The organism is Streptomyces ardesiacus, from assembly GCF_003112575.1.
GTDB classification, from domain to species: domain Bacteria; phylum Actinomycetota; class Actinomycetes; order Streptomycetales; family Streptomycetaceae; genus Streptomyces; species Streptomyces ardesiacus.
On record NZ_BEWC01000001.1, the window covers coordinates 560,302 to 579,609 of the forward strand.

The following is a 19,308-nucleotide window of genomic DNA, read 5'->3' on the forward strand; positions in this document are numbered from 1 at the left end:
CGCTCACCAGCCCGCGGCCGGGCCCGTCAGCTCGCGGACGGCCGGCCGGGCCGCGTCCAGCACCGTCATGAACCACGCCGAGAAGGTGTCCTTCGCGTGCCGCTCGGTCAGCTCCGCCGGGGACACGAAGGCCGTCTCCGCCACTTCCTCCGCGTCCGGGCGCGGCTCCGCCTGCACCAGGCCGACGAAGAGGTGGTTGTACTCCTGCTCGACCAGCCCGGAGGCCGGGTCGGGATGGTTGTAGCGCACCGTGCCCGCCTCGGCGAGCAGGGAGGGCGACACCCCCAGCTCCTCGTACGTCCGCCTGGCCGCCGCCGCGAACGGCGCCTCACCCGGGTAGGGGTGGCCGCAGCAGGTGTTGGACCACACGCCGGGGGAGTGGTACTTGCCCAGCGCCCGCTGCTGGAGCAGCAGCCGCCCCCGCTCGTCGAAGAGGAACACGGAGAAGGCGCGGTGCAGCCGCCCCGGCGGCTGGTGCGCGGACAGCTTCTCCGCGGTGCCGATCGTCACGCCGTTCTCGTCGACCAGTTCCAGCAAAATCGCGTCTGCGGTGCCGTTCGACGAGCTGGGCGTCGCGGTGGCAGGAGTGATCGGCATACCCATCCTTCACATCGGTCCTCGCGCCCCAAGTGTGCCGTACGAATCCGGCACTCTCGGCACTTCCCGGCACACCCGCATGTCCCGTGTGCCCGTGCGGGCACCGGGGGCGGCCGGTCGGACACCGAGCAGGGGTCCGATGGAAGATCATTCCCGGGGCCGCCCGCCGGGAACCACCCGGTTCGCCCGGCCCGGGAGGGCGCCGTGGCGCAGCGGAAGCGGAAGGGGGCGCCGCACGGCGCGTTCCGCCGCGTACGCGCCCCCCGGATCCCGGACGGACCGGCGGCCCCGATGCGGCGTGCCGCGCCTCAGTGGCACAGCCGCGCCTCGTGCTCCGCGTGACCGCTCGGTTCGAGCTGGAACGTGCAGTGCTCCACGTCGAAGTGGTCGCCCAGGCAGCCCTGCAGCTCGTGCAGCATCTTCTCGTGCCCGATCGCGCTCAGTGCCTCGCCGTTCACCACCACGTGCGCCGACAGGACGGGCATGCCCGAGGTGATCGTCCAGGCGTGCAGGTCGTGCACGTCCTCGACGCCGTCGAGGGCCAGTATGTGGGCGCGCACCTCGGCGATGTCCACGTTCTTCGGGGCGGCCTCGAGCAGCACGTCCAGCGTCTCGCGCAGCAGCCGCACGGTACGCGGCACGATCATCAGGCCGATGACCAGCGACGCGATCGGGTCGGCGGGCTGCCAGCCGGTGGTCAGGATCACCAGTGAGGAGACGATCACGGTCACCGAGCCCAACGCGTCCGCCGCCACCTCCAGGAAGGCGCCGCGCACGTTCAGGCTCTCCTTCTGGCCGCGCATCAGCAGGCTCAGCGACACCGTGTTGGCGACCAGGCCGATCACACCGAACACGATCGCCAGTCCGCCGTCGGTGCCGGCGGGCGTGAGGAACCGCTCGATCGCCTCGAAGAGGACGTAGCCCCCGACCCCGAGCAGCAGCACGCAGTTGGCCAGGGCCGCGAGGATCTCCGCACGGGCGTAGCCGAAGGTCCGCCGGTCGCTCGGGGGGCGGCCCGCGAAGTGGACGGCGAGCAGCGCCATGCCGAGACCCAGCGCGTCCGTGGCCATGTGCGCCGAGTCGGCGACCAGGGCGAGCGAGTCGGCGAGCAGGCCGCCGACGATCTGGACGACCATGACGAAGACGGTGATCGCCAGCGCCACCCGCAGTCGGCCCCGGTACTCGGCGGTCACCGTCGCGCCGGCGTGCCCCCCGTGTGCGTGCCCGTGATCGTGCCCTGCCCCCATGAGAAAGCCGCCTCCTTGTCCGCGAGGGCGTCCGGCACCCGGCGCCCGGATGACAGTCAACTACGGGTAGGGGGTATCCGGCAACGCGGCACTGAACACCGTTGTCATGTGCCCTGACCTGGGCAAACGCCACGCAGGTCAGGGCGTCGCGCGGCATTCGGAGGTGCCGCGTCCGCCCGCATGGGGGAGGGGCTGCCGAGGGTCGCCCTGACCCTGTGCGAACGACCGCCGACCCTGTGCGATGTCCGCGATGCCCGGGTTGGGGACGCGGTTTGTGGGGCGGGGCCCGGATCCACGATGATGATCGCGGCGAAGGCGGGTGCAAGCGGCGTCGACCGACCGTGAAACGGGCGGTGAACGCGGCGTTCCCGGCATCCGATAACCTCTGCCGACATGCCGCCCGGGTGCCCCAGGCACGGGCGCTCCACCATGCACAGGCCCGGCGCCCAGGCGCCGGCACCAGGGAGTGAGTTCGGTTGCCGACCGCCATCCTCACCGGTCAGCCGGTCCCCGGTTCGTCGATCGAGAGCGAACTGCGGTCCCTGGGCTTCGACGTGCACCTCGCCTCCGGTGCCGCCGACACCGAGACCCTGCTGGCCCGCGTCCCGGGCGACGAGCGCGTCGCGGTGGTCGACGCCCGCTTCGTGGGCCATGCGCACGCCCTGCGCCTGGGCCTCACCGACCCCCGCTTCCCGCTCGCCGCGGTCCCGGGAGCCGTGACCGCCCAGCCCGCCGCCCGCCAGGCGCTGACCCGCGCGATGGCCCGGGAGAACTCCGCGGGCGGCGGCACCGCGCTCGCGGTGGACAGCCTCGCCGACCGGATCACCGCTGCCCTCGACGCCGACGGCGCCGACGTGCACCGCCCCGAACTGGGCAGCCTCGTCGCCGCCGTCCCCGCCGATCCGCAGGCCCGCAACGAGGCGCGGCAGGCCGTCGCCGCCGTCGACGACGAGGCCGTACGCCTGAAGTCGGCCGTCAAGGCCCGCGACGGCTTCGTCACCACCTTCTTCATCAGCCCCTACTCCCGCTACATCGCCCGCTGGTGCGCGCGCCGCGGCCTGACCCCCAACCAGGTCACCACCGCCTCGCTGATCACCGCGCTCATAGCGGCGGGCTGCGCCGCCACCGGTACCCGGGGCGGCTTCGTCGCCGCCGGCGTCCTGCTCATCGCCTCCTTCGTCCTCGACTGCACCGACGGGCAGCTCGCCCGGTACTCCCTGCAGTACTCCACGCTCGGCGCCTGGCTCGACGCCACCTTCGACCGCGCCAAGGAGTACGCCTACTACGCGGGCCTGGCCCTGGGCGCCGCCCGCGGCGGCGACGACGTATGGGCCCTGGCCCTCGGGGCGATGGTCCTGCAGACCTGCCGACACGTCGTGGACTTCTCCTTCAACGAGGCCAACCACGACGCCACCGCCAACACCAGCCCCACCGCGGCCCTCTCCGACAAGCTCGACAGCGTCGGCTGGACGGTCTGGCTGCGCCGCATGATCGTGCTGCCGATCGGTGAGCGCTGGGCCATGATCGCCGTCCTGACCGCGCTCACCACGCCCCGGATCACCTTCTACGCGCTGCTGATCGGCTGCGCGTTCTCCGCGACGTACACCACCGCCGGCCGCGTCCTGCGGTCGCTGACCCGCAAGGCCACGCGGACCGACCGGGCCGCGACGGCGCTCGCCGACCTCGCCGACTCCGGGCCGCTCGCCGAGGCCGCCGCCAGGGCGCTGCGCCCCGCCGCCCGCAGGCTGCCCGGCTTCGCCGTCCCCGCCGTCGCCCTCCTCGGCGGTGCCGCCGTCGTCGCCACGGCCGCGCTCACCGGCTTCGGCGGCCCCTGGCCGCTCGTCGCCGCGCTCGTCCACGTGCTGACCTCCGCCCTCGCCGTCGCCCGCCCCCTCAAGGGCGCCCTCGACTGGCTGGTCCCGCCCTTCTTCCGCGCCGCCGAGTACCTCACCGTCCTCTTCCTGGCCGCGAAGGCCGACGTGAACGGGGCCCTTCCGGCGGCTTTCGGGCTGGTGGCCGCGGTCGCCTACCATCACTACGACACGGTCTACCGCATCCGCGGCGACGCGGGCGCGCCGCCGCGGTGGCTGGTGCGGACCATCGGGGGGCACGAGGGCCGCACGCTGGTGATCTGCGTGCTGGCCGTGCTGCTCACCGCCCCACAGTTCACGCTCGCGCTCACGGTCCTCGCCGTGGCCGTGGCACTCGTGGTGCTCGTCGAGAGCATCCGCTTCTGGGTCGCCGCCCACCAGGTCGGCGCACCCGCCGTACACGACGAAGGAGAACCCGCATGATCGGCCTCGTGCTGGCGGCCGGCGCCGGACGCCGTCTGCGCCCCTACACCGACACCCTGCCCAAGGCACTGGTCCCGGTCGGCCCCGAGGGCGCGGAGGACAGCATCACGGTGCTCGACCTGACGCTGGCGAACTTCGCCGAGGTCGGTCTGACGGAGGTCGGGGTCATCGTCGGCTACCGCAAGGAGGCCGTGTACGACCGCAAGGAGGAGCTGGAGCAGAAGTACGGCGTCAAGCTCACCCTCATCGACAACGACAAGGCCGAGGAGTGGAACAACGCCTACTCCCTGTGGTGCGGCCGTGACGCCCTCAAGGACGGCGTGATCCTCGCCAACGGCGACACCGTCCACCCGGTCTCCGTCGAGAAGACCCTGCTCGCCGCCCGCGGCGACGGCAAGAAGATCATCCTCGCCCTCGACACGGTGAAGAACCTCGCCGAGGAGGAGATGAAGGTCGTCGCCGACCCCGACAAGGGCGTGCAGCGCATCACCAAGCTCATGGACCCGGCCGAGGCGACCGGCGAGTACATCGGCGTCACCCTCATCGAGGGCGAGGCCGCCGCCGACCTGGCCGACGCGCTCAAGGCCACCTTCGAGCGCGACCCGCAGCTCTACTACGAGGACGGCTACCAGGAGCTCGTCAACCGCGGCTTCAAGGTCGACGTGGCGCCGATCGGCGACGTCAAGTGGGTCGAGATCGACAACCACGACGACCTCGCCAAGGGCAGGGAGATCGCGTGCCAGTACTGACGAGGCTCATCCCGTCGCCGGTCGTCGTGGACATCCGCGCGGGTGCCCTCGACGACCTGGGGTGCGTGCTCGCCGACGAACGCATCTCCCACTCGGGCAAGCTCGCCGTCGCCGTCAGCGGCGGCTCCGGCGCCAAGCTGCGCGAGCGCGTCGCCCCGTCCCTGCCCGGCGCCGACTGGTTCGAGGTCGGCGGCGGCACGCTGGACGACGCGATCAAGCTGGCCGGCGCCATGAAGGGCGGTCACTACGACGCGGTCGTCGGCCTCGGCGGCGGCAAGATCATCGACTGCGCCAAGTTCGCGGCGGCACGCATCGGCCTCCCGCTGGTCGCCGTGCCGACCAACCTCGCGCACGACGGCCTGTGCTCCCCGGTCGCCACCCTCGACAACGACGCGGGCCGCGGCTCCTACGGCGTGCCGAACCCGATCGCCGTCGTCATCGACCTGGACGTGGTGCGCGCCGCCCCGGCCCGCTTCGTGCGCGCCGGCATCGGCGACGCCGTCTCCAACGTCTCGGCGATCGCGGACTGGGAGCTGGCCAACCGCGTCAAGGGCGAGCGGATCGACGGACTGGCCGCCGCGATGGCCCGCCAGGCCGGCGAGGCCGTGCTGCGGCACCCCGGCGGCATCGGCGACAACGACTTCCTCCAGGTGCTGGCCGAGGCACTCGTCCTCACCGGCATCGCCATGTCGGTCTCCGGCGACTCGCGGCCCGCCTCCGGCGCCTGCCACGAGATCAACCACGCCTTCGACCTGCTCTTCCCCACCCGCGCCGCCGCCCACGGCGAGCAGTGCGGTCTGGGCGCGGCCTTCGCGATGTACCTGCGCGGGGCCCACGAGGAGTCCGCCCAGATGGCCGAGGTCCTGCGCCGCCACGGGCTGCCGGTGCTGCCCGAGGAGATCGGGTTCACGCCCGAGGAGTTCTTCCGGGCCGTGGAGTTCGCCCCCCGGACCCGGCCCGGCCGCTACACGATCCTCGAGCACCTCGACCTCACCACCGACCAGATCAAGGACCTGTACGCCGACTATGTCAAGGCCATCGGTAGCTGAACTACGCCCGGTCGTCCATCCCGCGGGGGTCAAGGACCGGCGCAGCGGTGAGCACTGGGCGGGACGCCTCTACATGCGCGAGGTCTCGCTGCGGATCGACCGCTACCTGGTGAACACCAGGGTCACGCCCAACCAGCTCACGTACCTGATGACCGTCTGCGGCGTGCTCGCCGCCCCGGCGCTGCTCGTGCCGGGCGTGTGGGGCGCGGTGCTCGGCGTGGTCGCGGTCCAGCTCTACCTGCTGCTGGACTGCGTCGACGGCGAGGTCGCGCGCTGGAAGAAGCAGTACTCGCTCGGCGGCGTCTACCTGGACCGGGTCGGCGCCTACCTGACCGACGCCGCGGTCCTGGTCGGCCTCGGTCTGCGCGCCGCCGACCTCTGGGGCACCGGACGCATCGACTGGCTGTGGGCCTTCCTGGGCACCCTGGCCGCGCTCGGCGCCATCCTGATCAAGGCCGAGACCGACCTGGTGGGCGTCGCCCGCCACCAGGCCGGGATGGAGCCCGTGAAGGAGGCCGCCTCCGAGATCCGCTCCTCCGGCATGGCACTGGCCCGCCGGGCCGCCGGGGCGCTGAAGTTCCACCGGCTGATCCTCGGCATCGAGGCGTCCCTGCTGATCCTCCTCCTCGCGATCGTCGACCAGGTGCGCGGCGACCTGTTCTTCACCCGCCTCGGCACCGCCGTGCTCGCCGGCATCGCGCTGCTGCAGACGCTGCTGCACCTGGTGTCGGTCCTCGCCTCCAGCAGGCTGAAGTGAGCGCGCCCATGAAGGTCGGCGCCGTCGTCATCACGATGGGCAACCGCCCCGAGGAACTGCGTGCCCTGCTCGACTCCGTCGCCAAGCAGGACGGCGACCCGGTCGAGGTCGTCGTGGTCGGCAACGGCGCCCCCGTCCCGGAGGTGCCCGAGGGCGTGCGCACCGTCGAACTGCCCGAGAACCTGGGCATCCCCGGCGGCCGCAACGTCGGCATCGAGGCCTTCGGCCCCGGCGGCGGCGACGTCGACATCCTGCTCTTCCTCGACGACGACGGCCTGCTCGCCCGCACCGACACCGCCGAGCTGTGCCGCCGGGCCTTCGCCGACGACGACGAGCTGGGCATCATCAGCTTCCGCATCGCCGACCCGGACACCGGCGAGACCCAGCGCCGGCACGTCCCGCGGCTGCGCGCCTCCGACCCGATGCGCTCCTCCCGGGTCACCACCTTCCTCGGCGGCGCCAACGCGGTGCGCACCCGGGTCCTCGGCCAGGTCGGCGGGCTGCCGGACGCGTTCTTCTACGCCCACGAGGAGACCGACCTGGCCTGGCGGGCCCTCGACGCGGGCTGGATGATCGACTACCGGTCCGACATGGTCCTGAACCACCCCACCACCGCGCCCTCGCGGCACGCGGTCTACCACCGCATGGTGGCCCGCAACCGCGTCTGGCTCGCCCGCCGCAACCTCCCGGCCCTCCTGGTCCCGGTCTACCTCGGCGTGTGGATGGCCCTCACCCTGCTGCGCCGCCCGTCCCGGCCCGCCCTGAAGGCCTGGTTCGGCGGCTTCCGCGAGGGCTGGGCCACCCCGTGCGGTCCCCGTCGGCCCATGCGGTGGCGTACGGTGTGGCGGCTGACCCGGCTGGGCCGGCCCCCGGTGATCTGACAAGCTCGTACCGAGAGCGTTCCGGCCCCGACCGGGGCCACGAGGTCCACGCAGGCCCGAGCGGCCGAGCACTTCCGAAGACGAAAGTTTCCACCAGTGAGTGAGACAACGCACGACGGCACGGTCGCCATGACCAGGCCCGTGTCGCCCGACGAGGGCCTCACACCGGCCCGGCTCGCCGCCAAGTACGGGCTGTCCGTGAGCGGTGCCCGACCTTCCCTCGTGGAGTACGTCCGTCAGCTCTGGGGGCGGCGGCACTTCATCCTCGCCTTCTCCCAGGCGAAGCTGACCGCCCAGTACAGCCAGGCCAAACTCGGCCAGATCTGGCAGGTGGCCACCCCGCTGCTGAACGCCTTCGTCTACTTCGCGATCTTCGGTCTGATCCTCAAGGCGGGCCGCGGCATGCCCAAGGAGGTGTACATCCCGTTCCTGGTGACGGGTGTGTTCGTCTTCACCTTCACCCAGTCCTCCGCGATGGCGGGCGTGCGCGCCATCTCCGGCAACCTCGGACTGGTGCGGGCGCTGCACTTCCCGCGCGCCTCGCTGCCCATCTCGTTCGCGCTCCAGCAGCTCCAGCAGCTGCTCGCCTCGATGATCGTCATGTTCGCGGTCGTCATCGGCTTCGGCAGCTACCCCTCGCTGTCCTGGCTGCTGGTCCTGCCGGCGCTCGTCCTGCAGTTCCTGTTCAACGTGGGCCTGGCGCTCATCGTGGCCCGCATGGGGGCCAAGACCCCGGACCTGGCCCAGCTCATGCCGTTCATCATGCGGACCTGGATGTACGCCTCGGGCGTCATGTTCTCCATCCCGATCATGCTGAAGGACAGCCCGGGGTGGGTCTCCGACCTGCTCCAGTGGAACCCGGCCGCCGTCTACATGGACCTGATCCGCTTCGCGCTGATCGACGGGTACGGCTCCGAGAACCTGCCGCCGCACGTGTGGGCGGTCGCCCTCGGCTGGGCCGTGGTCCTCGCCGTGGGCGGCTTCGTGTACTTCTGGAAGGCGGAGGAGAGGTACGGCCGTGGCTGAGCAGCAGCAGGACCAGCGGGTGCCGACGGTCATCGCGGACGAACTGCACATCGTCTACCGCGTCAACGGCGCCAGGACCGGCAAGGGCAGCGCCACCGCCGCGCTCAGCCGCATCCTCAGGCGCGGCGAGGAGCGGGGCGTGCGCAAGGTGCACGCCGTGCGCGGCGTCTCCTTCACCGCCTACCGGGGCGAGGCCATCGGCCTGATCGGCTCCAACGGCTCCGGCAAGTCGACGCTGCTGCGGGCCATCGCCGGCCTGCTGCCCGCCGAGCGCGGCAAGGTCTACACCGACGGCCAGCCCTCCCTGCTCGGTGTGAACGCGGCCCTGATGAACGACCTGACCGGCGAGCGGAACGTCATCCTCGGCGGCCTGGCCATGGGCATGTCCCGCGAGCAGATCAAGGCGCGCTACCAGGACATCGTCGACTTCTCGGGCATCAACGAGAAGGGCGACTTCATCACCCTGCCGATGCGCACCTACTCCTCCGGCATGGCCGCCCGGCTGCGCTTCTCCATCGCCGCCGCCAAGGACCACGACGTCCTGATGATCGACGAGGCGCTGGCCACCGGTGACCGCAAGTTCCAGACCCGTTCCGAGGAGCGGATCCGGGAGCTGAAGAAGGAGGCCGGCACCGTCTTCCTGGTCAGCCACAACAACAAGTCCATCCGCGACACCTGCAACCGGGTCCTGTGGCTGGAGCGCGGCGAGCTGCGCATGGACGGCCCGACCGACGAGGTGCTCAAGGAGTACGAGAAGTTCACGGGCAAGTAGTCCGACACGCCGGGGCCGCACCGGAACACTTCCGGCGCGGCCCCGGCTCTGCAAAGGAAACGTCAACTCCTGGCGTTCTCAGGAATCTTGAAGCCGGACGGTGTGTTGTGGTGGTGGCCCGTGCACCCCGACGGACGCCCGTGAGTTGTACAACGTAAGCTGTACCGGTCCCGAAACGCTGCACATGGGGCGATAATGCCCGACACCCTCGAGCGGGCCTGCCGCGCGGGTGGCGGGGCGGCGTGTCCGAAATAGTGTGTATTGAGTCGGCAGTGTAGAACGGGAGATGTGACGGCAATGGCTACGGAAACTCCCCGGCTCCCCGAAGCGTGCGCCGTCCCCGTCCAGGGCAGCCCGCGATGACGGCCACCGAGGCGGCGCGCGCCGTCGACCCGGAGCAGGGCACCCTCGCCAAGGCAGCCGACGAGAACTTCCCCGTCGCCCCCTTCTTCCTGCCCCGCGCCTGGCGCACCGACCTCATGGCCGTGTACGGCTTCGCCCGCCTGGTCGACGACATCGGCGACGGCGACCTCGCCCCCGGCGGCGCCGACGCCCGACTCCTCGGCGTCCCCGCGGACCGCGCCGACGACCGGCTGGTGATGCTGGACGCCTTCGAGGAGGACCTGCGCAGGGTCTTCGACGGCACCCCCCGCCACCCGCTGCTGCGCCGCCTGGTGCCCACCGTGCGCCGCCGCTCGCTGACCCCCGAGCCCTTCCTCGGGCTGATCGCCGCCAACCGCCAGGACCAGCTCGTCGCACGCTACGAGACCTACGACGACCTCCTCGCCTACTGCGAGCTGTCCGCCAACCCGGTCGGCCGGCTCGTGCTCGCCGTCACCGGCACCTCGACCCCCGAACGGATCCGCCGCTCCGACGAGATCTGCACCGCCCTGCAGATCGTCGAGCACCTCCAGGACGTCGCCGAGGACCTCGGCCGGGACCGGATCTACCTGCCCGCCGAGGACATGAAACGTTTCCACGTCCGGGAGAGCGACCTCGCGGCTCCCACCGCGAACGCGTCGGTGCGCGCCCTGATCGCCTACGAGGCCGCCCGCGCCCGGGACCTGCTGAATGAAGGAGCCCCCCTGGTGGGTAGCGTCCACGGCAGGCTGCGGCTGCTCCTGGCGGGGTTCGTGGCGGGCGGAAGGGCCGCGTTGAGCGCGATCGCCGCGGCGCAGCACGACGTACTTCCCGGCCCGCCGAGGTCAGGCAAGGTCCGCTTGCTGCGCGAGGCGGGATTGGTCCTGCGAGGAGAGGGGTGATCGGGACCGTGGAGTCGTCAGCGAACATGCCGGCACCGGTGCTCGCCGCCTACAGCTACTGCGAGGCCGTCACCGGTCAGCAGGCACGCAACTTCGCCTACGGCATCCGGCTGCTGCCCACGCCCAAGCGGCGGGCGATGTCCGCGCTGTACGCGTTCTCGCGCCGCGTCGACGACATCGGCGACGGGGCGCTGCCGGACGACGTCAAGGTCGCCCGGCTGGACGAGACCCGGGCCGTGCTCGCCCGGATCCAGGACGGCGCGGTCGAGGAGGACGACACCGACCCCGTCGCCGTCGCCCTCGCCCACGCCGCCCGGAGGTTCCCGATCCCGCTCGGCGGCCTCGACGAACTGATCGACGGCGTCCAGATGGACCTGCGGGGCGAGACCTACGAGACCTGGGACGACCTGAAGGTCTACTGCCGCTGCGTGGCGGGCGCCATCGGACGCCTCTCGCTCGGCGTCTTCGGCACCGAGCCGGGGGCGCGCGGCGCCGACCGCGCGCCCGAGTACGCCGACACGCTCGGGCTCGCGCTGCAGCTCACCAACATCCTGCGCGACGTCCGGGAGGACGCCGAGGGAGGGCGCACCTACCTGCCCGCCGACGACCTCGCCAAGTTCGGCTGCTCGGCCGGGTTCGACGGTCCGACGCCCCCCGAGGGCTCCGACTTCGCCGGTCTCGTCCACTTCGAGGTGCGCCGGGCCCGCGCCCTCTTCGCCGAGGGCTACCGGCTGCTGCCCATGCTCGACCGGCGCAGCGGCGCCTGCGTGGCCGCCATGGCGGGCATCTACCGCCGCCTCCTCGACCGCATCGAGCGCGACCCGGAGGCCGTGCTGCGCGGCCGGGTCTCCCTGCCCGGACGCGAGAAGGCGTACGTCGCCGTGCGCGGCCTGTCCGGCCTCGACGCCCGGCACGTCACCCGGCGGGCCGTCAGGAGGCGCGCCTGATGGACACACCGGGCACACTCGACACCCAGGACCCGTGCACAACGATCGGCGGACAGCAGGGGGCAACCCTCCGGTGGCGGTCGGCGTCCCTGACTGAGACGGTCAGCCGTACACCGTTCACACACCACGGCGGCCGGACAGGGAAGGGCGCACCATGACGCAGGGCAACGGCACGCGCGACCGCGGAGTGCTCGCGGACGTCCCGGCCTCCGGGCCCGGCGGGCACGCCGTCGTGGTCGGCGGCGGACTCGCCGGGGTCACCACCGCGCTCGCGCTCGCCGACGCCGGCATGCGCGTCACCCTGCTCGAAGGGCGCCCCCGCCTGGGCGGGCTCGCCTTCTCCTTCCAGCGCGGCGACCTCACCGTCGACAACGGCCAGCACGTGTTCCTGCGCTGCTGCACCGCCTACCGGTGGTTCCTCGACCGGATCGGCGGAGCCGCGCTCGCACCGGTGCAGGAACGTCTCGACGTGCCCGTGGTCGACCTGGACAGGGCCGAGGGCAACCGGCTCGGCAGACTGCGGCGCGACGCGCTGCCCGTGCCCCTGCACCTGGGGCGCAGCCTGGCGGCCTACCCGCACCTCTCCCTCGCCGAACGCGCCTCGGTGGGGCGTGCCGCGCTCGCGCTCAAGGGGCTCGACCCGGCCGACCCGGCCCTGGACGGCCAGGACTTCGGCAGCTGGCTGGCCGCGCACGGTCAGTCGGCGCGTGCCGTCGAGGCCCTGTGGGACCTGGTCGGGGTCGCCACCCTCAACGCGGTCGCGGGCGACGCCTCCCTGGGGCTCGCCGCGATGGTGTTCAAGACCGGTCTGCTGTCCGACCCGGGAGCGGCCGACATCGGGTGGGCCCGTGTCCCGCTGGGCGAACTGCACGACCGGCTGGCCCGCAAGGCGCTCGACTCCGCGGGCGTCCGTACCGAGGTCCGTACACGCGTCACCTCCGTCTCCGTGAACGAGAACGGCGGCTGGAGCGTTCAGGTTCCCGGCGAGACGCTCGAAGCGGACGCCGTCGTCCTCGCCGTACCCCAGCGCGAGGCCCACGACCTGCTGCCGGAGGGTGCGCTGGACGCCCCGGAAGATCTTCTGCGGATCGGCACCGCCCCGATCCTCAACATCCACGTCGTCTACGACCGCAAGGTGCTCGCCACGCCCTTCCTCACGGCGCTCGGCACCCCGGTGCAGTGGGTGTTCGACCGTACCGAGGCCTCCGGGCTGAAGGAGGGTCAGTACCTGGCGCTGTCCCAGTCGACCGCGCAGAACGAGATCGACGAGCCCGTGGCCGTGCTGCGCGAGCGGTACCTGCCCGAACTGGAGCGGCTGCTGCCGCGCACCCGGGGCGCCGAGGTGAAGGACTTCTTCGTGACCCGGGAGCGCGCCGCGACCTTCGCCCCGGCCCCCGGCGTCGGCCGCCTCAGGCCCGGCGCCCGCACCAAGGCACCCGGCCTCTACCTGGCCGGAGCGTGGACCGCCACCGGGTGGCCCGCGACCATGGAGAGTGCGGTTCGCAGCGGCGTCGGGGCGGCGGCCGCCGCGCTCGGCGCCCTGGGCCGGTCCCGCGGCCTCCTCCCCGACTTCTTCGAGGAGGCCGCGTGAAAGCCGATCCGCGCGGGACCGACTCCCGCACTCCCGGCACCGCAACTGGAGGAAAGACTGTGCCCACTGTGCCCCCGGCCCCGACGGCCGATCGACGGACCACGGTGGACGTGACCGCGCTTCTGGAGCGCGGCCGGACCCTGGCCACGCCGGTCCTGCGGGCGGCGGTCGACCGACTGGCCCCTCCCATGGACACCGTCGCCGCCTACCACTTCGGCTGGATCGACGCCCAGGGCAACCCCGCGGACGGCGACGGCGGCAAGGCCGTACGTCCCGCGCTCGCCGTGCTCTCCGCCGAGGTCACCGGCGCCGCGCCCGAGGTGGGCGTGCCCGGCGCGGTGGCCGTGGAGCTGGTGCACAACTTCTCCCTCCTGCACGACGACCTGATGGACGGCGACGAGCAGCGCCGCCACCGCGACACCGTCTGGAAGGTGCACGGCCCCGCCCAGGCCATCCTGGTCGGCGACGCCCTGTTCGCGCTGGCCAACGAGGTGCTGCTGGAGCTGGGCAGCGTCGAGGCCGGCCGTGCCACCCGCCGGCTGACCAAGGCCAGCCGGTCCCTGATCGACGGTCAGGCCCAGGACATCTCCTACGAGCACCGCGACCGCGTCAGCGTCGAGGAGTGCCTGGAGATGGAGGGCAACAAGACCGGCGCCCTGCTCGCCTGCGCCAGCTCCGTCGGCGCGGTGCTCGGCGGCGCCGACGAGCACACCGCCGACACGCTCGAGAAGTACGGCTACCACCTGGGCCTCGCCTTCCAGGCCGTCGACGACCTGCTGGGCATCTGGGGCGACCCGGACTCCACCGGCAAGCAGACCTGGAGCGACCTGCGCCAGCGCAAGAAGTCGCTGCCGGTCGTCGCGGCCCTCGCGGCCGGCGGGCCCGCCTCCGAGCGGCTCGGCGAGATCCTCGCCGCCGACGCCAAGGCCAGTGACTTCGCGAACTTCTCCGAGGAGGAGTTCGCGGCCCGTGCCGCCCTCATCGAGGAAGCGGGCGGGCGGGAGTGGACCGCCGACGAGGCGCGTCGCCAGCACACCATCGCCATCGAAGCCCTCGACGCCGTCGACATGCCCGACCGGGTGCGGGACCGGTTCACGGCGCTCGCGGACTTCGTCGTCGTACGAAAGAGATGATCATTATCGGTCGAATAGCCCTCGCGTAGTCGCCGGCCGGTGCCGTGGAGACACGAGCACCGGCCGACGGCGGACCCAGCAGACGCACCACATGCACACTGCACGAAGGGGAAGCCATGACAGCGACGACCGACGGAAGCACCGGGGCCTCCCTGCGGCCCCTGGCAGCCTCGGCCAGCGACACCGACAGCACGATCCCCGCCGCGGCGGCCGGGGTACCAGAAGCCGCCGCCCGCGCCACCCGGCGTGCCACCGACTTCCTGCTCGCCCAGCAGGACGCCGAGGGCTGGTGGAAGGGCGACCTCGAGACGAACGTCACGATGGACGCCGAGGACCTGCTCCTGCGTCAGTTCCTGGGCATCCAGGACGAGGAGACCACCCGCGCCGCCGCCCTGTTCATCCGCGGCGAGCAGCGCGAGGACGGCACCTGGGCCACCTTCTACGGCGGCCCCGGTGAGCTGTCCACCACGATCGAGGCCTACGTCGCCCTCCGCCTGGCCGGCGACGCGCCGGACGCCCCGCACATGGCGAGGGCGTCGGAGTGGATCCGCTCCCGCGGGGGCATCGCCTCCTCCCGGGTCTTCACCCGGATCTGGCTGGCCCTGTTCGGCTGGTGGAAGTGGGAGGACCTGCCCGAACTCCCGCCGGAGCTCATCTACTTCCCGACCTGGGTCCCGCTCAACATCTACGACTTCGGCTGCTGGGCCCGGCAGACCATCGTGCCGCTCACCGTCGTCTCCGCGAAGCGTCCGGTGCGTCCCGCGCCGTTCCCGCTGGACGAGCTGCACACCGACCCGGCCCGGCCCAACCCGCCGCGCCCGCTGGCACCGGCGGCGAGCTGGGACGGTGCCTTCCAGCGCATCGACAAGGCCCTGCACGCCTACCGCAGGGTCGCACCGCGCCGGCTGCGGAAGGCCGCGATGAACACCGCCGCCCGCTGGATCATCGAGCGGCAGGAGAACGACGGCTGCTGGGGCGGCATCCAGCCCCCGGCCGTCTACTCGGTCATCGCCCTCTACCTGCTCGGCTACGACCTCGAACACCCGGTGATGCGCGCGGGCCTGGAGTCCCTGGACCGGTTCGCCGTGTGGCGCGAGGACGGGGCCCGGATGATCGAGGCCTGCCAGTCCCCGGTGTGGGACACCTGCCTGGCCACCATCGCGCTGGCCGACGCGGGCGTCCCCGAGGACCACCCGCAGCTCGTGAAGGCGGCCGACTGGATGCTCGGCGAGCAGATCGTGCGCCCGGGCGACTGGTCGGTGAAGCGGCCCGGACTCCCGCCCGGCGGCTGGGCGTTCGAGTTCCACAACGACAACTACCCCGACATCGACGACACCGCCGAGGTGGTCCTCGCCCTGCGCCGGGTCAGGCACCACGACCCGGAGCGGGTGGAGAAGGCCATCGGCCGCGGGGTGCGCTGGAACCTCGGCATGCAGTCCAAGAACGGCGCCTGGGGCGCGTTCGACGTCGACAACACCAGCCCCTTCCCCAACCGGCTGCCGTTCTGCGACTTCGGCGAGGTCATCGACCCGCCCTCGGCCGACGTCACCGCGCACGTCGTGGAGATGCTCGCCGTCGAGGGGCTCACCCACGACCCGCGCACCCAGCGGGGCGTCCAGTGGCTGCTGGACGCGCAGGAGGCGGACGGCTCGTGGTTCGGCCGCTGGGGCGTCAACTACGTCTACGGCACCGGGTCCGTGATCCCCGCCCTGACCGCCGCCGGGCTGCCCACCTCGCACCCCGCCATCCGCCGCGCGGTGCGCTGGCTGGAGTCCGTCCAGAACGAGGACGGCGGCTGGGGCGAGGACCTGCGCTCCTACCGGTACGTCCGGGAGTGGAGCGGGCGGGGCGCCTCGACGGCCTCGCAGACCGGCTGGGCGCTGATGGCCCTGCTGGCGGCTGGGGAGCGGGAGTCCACGGCCGTGCGGCGCGGCGTCGAGTGGCTCGCGGCCACCCAGCGCGAGGACGGCTCCTGGGACGAGCCCCACTTCACGGGCACCGGCTTCCCGTGGGACTTCTCCATCAACTACCACCTCTACCGCCAGGTCTTCCCGCTCACCGCGCTCGGCCGGTACGTCCACGGCGACCCCTTCGCCAAGAAGACGGCCGGGGCCGCCCGGGCCACGTCCGCCGCGGCCGAGGTGAAGGGCGCCTGATGACCCCGCGGACCGGCCCGTCCCCGCTGCTGATCGCCTGCGCGCTCGGCATCGAGCACCTCGCCCTGCGCACCGGCGACCGCGCCGGCGCGGGCGGGCCGGTCACCGTCCTGCGCACCGGCATGGGACCCAAGGCGGCCGAGCGCTCGGTCGCCCGGGTCCTGGCCGACCCGGCCCTCGGCGGCGCCGCCGTGCTCGCCACCGGCTTCTGCGCGGGACTCGCCCCCGGCATGCACCCGGGCGACCTCGTCGTCGCCGAGGAGACCCGGGACCCGCGCTCCACGGTCGCCTGCGTCGCGACCGACCGGCTCGTCAAGGAACTCGCGCGAACCGTTCCCGGGCGCACCGTCCACACCGGGCCGCTGACCGGCTCGGACCACGTCGTCCGCGGCACCGAACGCGCCGACCTGCTCGCGACCGGCGCGATCGCCGTGGACATGGAGTCCGCGGCCACGCTCCTGAGCGCCGTCCGGACGGGCCCGCGCCCGGTTGCGGCCGTCCGGGTGGTCGTGGACGCTCCAGAACACGAACTCGTCCGGATCGGCACCGTACGCGGTGGAATATCGGCTTTCCGCGTGCTCCGATCCGTTCTTCCCGCATTTTTCGAATGGCACCGTTCTTTGTTGCTACCCCGGAGGTGAGCCCAGATGGCCATGCCGCTGCGCCAGTCCATCAAGGTCGCTACATACCTGGCCGAACAGAAGATTCGCCGACGGGACAAGTTCCCGCTCATCGTGGAGCTGGAGCCGCTCTTCGCCTGCAACCTGAAGTGCGAGGGGTGCGGCAAGATCCAGCACCCCGCCGGTGTGCTCAAGCAGCGCATGCCGGTCGCGCAGGCCGTGGGGGCGGTGCTGGAATCGGGTGCGCCGATGGTCTCCATCGCCGGTGGCGAACCCCTGATGCACCCGCAGATCGACGAGATCGTGCGGCAGTTGGTGGCCAAGCGGAAGTACGTCTTCCTCTGCACCAACGCGCTGCTCATGCGCAAGAAGATGGACAAGTTCAAGCCCTCGCCGTACTTCGCCTTCGCGGTGCACATCGACGGGCTGCGCGAGCGGCACGACGAGTCCGTGGCCAAGGAGGGCGTGTTCGACGAGGCCGTGGAGGCCATCAAGGAGGCCAAGCGGCGCGGCTTCCGGGTCACGACCAACTCGACCTTCTTCAACACCGACACCCCGCAGACCATCGTCGAGGTGCTCAACTTCCTCAACGACGACCTCAAGGTCGACGAGATGATGATCTCGCCCGCCTACGCCTACGAGAAGGCGCCCGACCAGGAGCACTTCCTGGGCGTGGAGCAGACCCGCGAGCTGTTCCGGAAGGCCTTCTCCGGCGGCAACCGCGCCCGCTGGCGGCTCAACCACTCCCCGCTGTTCCTCGACTTCCTCGAGGGCAAGGTCGACTTCCCCTGCACCGCGTGGGCGATCCCGAACTACTCCCTCTTCGGCTGGCAGCGCCCCTGCTACCTGATGAGCGACGGATACGTGCCGACGTACCGGGAGCTGATCGAGAAGACCGACTGGGACAAGTACGGCCGCGGCAAGGACCCGCGCTGCGACAACTGCATGGCGCACTGCGGCTACGAGCCCACCGCCGTCCTGGCCACCATGGGCTCGCTCAAGGAGTCCCTGCGCGCCATGCGCGAGACCGTCTCCTCGAACCGGGAGTGACGTCGTGACCGCCATCCCCTTGGGGCTTCCCGAGGTACCGGTCCGGCCGATCGCCGAGCGGCGCGTGTCGCAGCGGATCCAGGTCGGGCCGGTGGCGGTCGGGGGCGGGGCCCCGGTGTCGGTGCAGTCCATGACGACCACCCGTACGTCCGACATCGGGGCGACGCTCCAGCAGATCGCCGAGCTGACGGCCGCCGGCTGCCAGATCGTCCGGGTGGCCTGTCCCACCCAGGACGACGCCGACGCGCTGCCGGTGATCGCGAGGAAGTCGCAGATCCCGGTGATCGCGGACATCCACTTCCAGCCGAAGTACGTCTTCGCGGCGATCGAGGCCGGTTGTGCGGCGGTCCGTGTGAACCCGGGCAACATCAAGCAGTTCGACGACAAGGTCAAGGAGATCGCCAAGGCGGCGAAGGACCACGGCACGCCCATCCGCATCGGCGTGAACGCCGGCTCCCTCGACCGCCGCCTGCTGCAGAAGTACGGCAGGGCGACCCCCGAGGCGCTGGCGGAGTCCGCCCTGTGGGAGGCGTCGCTCTTCGAGGAGCACGACTTCCGGGACATCAAGATCTCGGTCAAGCACAACGACCCGGTCGTGATGGTCGAGGCCTACCGGCAACTCGCCGCCCGGTGCGACTACCCGCTGCACCTGGGGGTGACGGAGGCCGGGCCCGCCTTCCAGGGCACCATCAAGTCGGCCGTCGCCTTCGGGGCGCTGCTCTCGCGGGGCATCGGCGACACGATCCGGGTGTCGCTCAGCGCCCCGCCGGTCGAGGAGATCAAGGTCGGCATCCAGATCCTCCAGTCGCTGGGGCTGAGGGAACGCCGACTGGAGATCGTGTCCTGCCCGTCGTGCGGCCGTGCCCAGGTCGACGTCTACAAGCTGGCCGAGGAGGTCACCGCCGGCCTGGAGGGCATGGAGGTCCCGCTGCGCGTCGCCGTCATGGGCTGCGTGGTGAACGGCCCCGGCGAGGCCCGCGAGGCGGACCTCGGCGTCGCCTCCGGCAACGGCAAGGGGCAGATCTTCGTCAGGGGCGAGGTCGTCAGGACCGTCCCCGAGTCGAAGATCGTGGAGACCCTCATCGAGGAGGCGATGAGGATCGCGGAGCAGAGGGAGAAGGACGGCGCCTCGGGGGCGCCGTCCGTCACCGTGAGCTGAAACGCGGACCGAAGGGGG

General features: G+C 72.0%; 18 protein-coding genes. 16 read left to right on the forward strand and 2 right to left on the reverse strand.

Annotated elements, in window-relative coordinates; genetic code table 11:
- Nucleotides 1–3: 3 nt before the first annotated feature.
- Together idi and Sdi02f_RS02285 are read right to left on the reverse strand one after the other, a co-directional pair.
- Nucleotides 4–597: an isopentenyl-diphosphate Delta-isomerase gene (gene idi, locus Sdi02f_RS02280; protein ID WP_030404079.1), complete on the reverse strand. Its 594-nt coding sequence runs from the start codon at nt 595–597 to the stop codon at nt 4–6.
- A gap of 308 nt (nt 598–905) precedes the next feature.
- Entirely contained in the window at nt 906–1,844 is a 939-nt protein-coding gene (locus tag Sdi02f_RS02285; RefSeq protein ID WP_108932609.1) for a cation diffusion facilitator family transporter, read from the reverse strand.
- A 476-nt stretch (nt 1,845–2,320) separates the two neighbouring features.
- Here Sdi02f_RS02285 and Sdi02f_RS02295 point away from each other — a divergent pair, with 476 nt between their 5' ends.
- The 16 genes from Sdi02f_RS02295 (at nt 2,321) to ispG (ending at nt 19,290) form a co-directional block, all read left to right on the forward strand.
- Nucleotides 2,321–4,138, forward strand: coding sequence for a DUF5941 domain-containing protein (locus Sdi02f_RS02295; RefSeq protein ID WP_030404081.1), 1,818 nt, complete (start codon nt 2,321–2,323; stop codon nt 4,136–4,138).
- Nucleotides 4,135–4,887, forward strand: coding sequence for a phosphocholine cytidylyltransferase family protein (locus Sdi02f_RS02300; RefSeq protein ID WP_030404082.1), 753 nt, complete (start codon nt 4,135–4,137; stop codon nt 4,885–4,887). Before Sdi02f_RS02295 ends, Sdi02f_RS02300 begins: the two co-directional genes overlap by 4 nt.
- The gene (locus Sdi02f_RS02305) at nt 4,875–5,936 is read left to right on the forward strand and encodes an iron-containing alcohol dehydrogenase family protein (RefSeq protein ID WP_030404083.1); all 1,062 of its coding nucleotides are present in this window, start codon (nt 4,875–4,877) and stop codon (nt 5,934–5,936) included. The genes Sdi02f_RS02300 and Sdi02f_RS02305 overlap by 13 nt, the downstream gene beginning before the upstream one ends.
- Nucleotides 5,914–6,693, forward strand: a complete 780-nt coding sequence (locus Sdi02f_RS02310) for a CDP-alcohol phosphatidyltransferase family protein (RefSeq protein WP_078869618.1) — start codon at nt 5,914–5,916, stop codon at nt 6,691–6,693. The genes Sdi02f_RS02305 and Sdi02f_RS02310 overlap by 23 nt, the downstream gene beginning before the upstream one ends.
- A gap of 8 nt (nt 6,694–6,701) precedes the next feature.
- Nucleotides 6,702–7,574 carry a glycosyltransferase family 2 protein gene (locus tag Sdi02f_RS02315; RefSeq protein WP_030404085.1) on the forward strand — a complete coding sequence of 291 codons (873 nt, stop codon included), beginning with the start codon at nt 6,702–6,704 and terminating at the stop codon, nt 7,572–7,574.
- A 96-nt stretch (nt 7,575–7,670) separates the two neighbouring features.
- Nucleotides 7,671–8,600 carry an ABC transporter permease gene (locus tag Sdi02f_RS02320; protein ID WP_030404086.1) on the forward strand — a complete coding sequence of 310 codons (930 nt, stop codon included), beginning with the start codon at nt 7,671–7,673 and terminating at the stop codon, nt 8,598–8,600.
- Nucleotides 8,593–9,372: an ABC transporter ATP-binding protein gene (locus Sdi02f_RS02325; RefSeq protein ID WP_030404087.1), complete on the forward strand. Its 780-nt coding sequence runs from the start codon at nt 8,593–8,595 to the stop codon at nt 9,370–9,372. The genes Sdi02f_RS02320 and Sdi02f_RS02325 overlap by 8 nt, the downstream gene beginning before the upstream one ends.
- Nucleotides 9,373–9,731: 359 nt before the next feature.
- Entirely contained in the window at nt 9,732–10,634 is a 903-nt protein-coding gene (gene hpnC / locus Sdi02f_RS02330) for a squalene synthase HpnC (protein ID WP_030404088.1), read from the forward strand.
- A complete protein-coding gene (gene hpnD / locus Sdi02f_RS02335) occupies nt 10,631–11,581 on the forward strand; it encodes a presqualene diphosphate synthase HpnD (protein ID WP_030404089.1) in 951 nt (316 codons plus the stop codon). Before hpnC ends, hpnD begins: the two co-directional genes overlap by 4 nt.
- The gene (locus Sdi02f_RS36205; protein ID WP_037799825.1) at nt 11,581–11,739 is read left to right on the forward strand and encodes a DUF6380 family protein; all 159 of its coding nucleotides are present in this window, start codon (nt 11,581–11,583) and stop codon (nt 11,737–11,739) included. Before hpnD ends, Sdi02f_RS36205 begins: the two co-directional genes overlap by 1 nt.
- Nucleotides 11,736–13,172 carry a hydroxysqualene dehydroxylase HpnE gene (gene hpnE / locus Sdi02f_RS02345; RefSeq protein WP_053637761.1) on the forward strand — a complete coding sequence of 479 codons (1,437 nt, stop codon included), beginning with the start codon at nt 11,736–11,738 and terminating at the stop codon, nt 13,170–13,172. The genes Sdi02f_RS36205 and hpnE overlap by 4 nt, the downstream gene beginning before the upstream one ends.
- A gap of 68 nt (nt 13,173–13,240) precedes the next feature.
- Nucleotides 13,241–14,305 (forward strand): polyprenyl synthetase family protein, encoded by a 1,065-nt coding sequence (locus tag Sdi02f_RS02350; protein WP_030404091.1) that lies wholly within the window; start codon nt 13,241–13,243, stop codon nt 14,303–14,305.
- 116 nt (nt 14,306–14,421) lie between these two features.
- Entirely contained in the window at nt 14,422–16,461 is a 2,040-nt protein-coding gene (shc, locus tag Sdi02f_RS02355) for a squalene--hopene cyclase (protein ID WP_053664436.1), read from the forward strand.
- Nucleotides 16,461–17,102 (forward strand): phosphorylase family protein, encoded by a 642-nt coding sequence (locus Sdi02f_RS02360; protein ID WP_030404093.1) that lies wholly within the window; start codon nt 16,461–16,463, stop codon nt 17,100–17,102. The genes shc and Sdi02f_RS02360 overlap by 1 nt, the downstream gene beginning before the upstream one ends.
- A gap of 6 nt (nt 17,103–17,108) precedes the next feature.
- Complete coding sequence (hpnH, locus tag Sdi02f_RS02365) at nt 17,109–18,131, forward strand: adenosyl-hopene transferase HpnH (RefSeq protein WP_030404094.1); 1,023 nt, start codon at nt 17,109–17,111, stop codon at nt 18,129–18,131.
- Between the two features lie 4 nt (nt 18,132–18,135).
- The gene (ispG, locus tag Sdi02f_RS02370) at nt 18,136–19,290 is read left to right on the forward strand and encodes a flavodoxin-dependent (E)-4-hydroxy-3-methylbut-2-enyl-diphosphate synthase (protein ID WP_108932611.1); all 1,155 of its coding nucleotides are present in this window, start codon (nt 18,136–18,138) and stop codon (nt 19,288–19,290) included.
- Nucleotides 19,291–19,308: the final 18 nt, after the last annotated feature.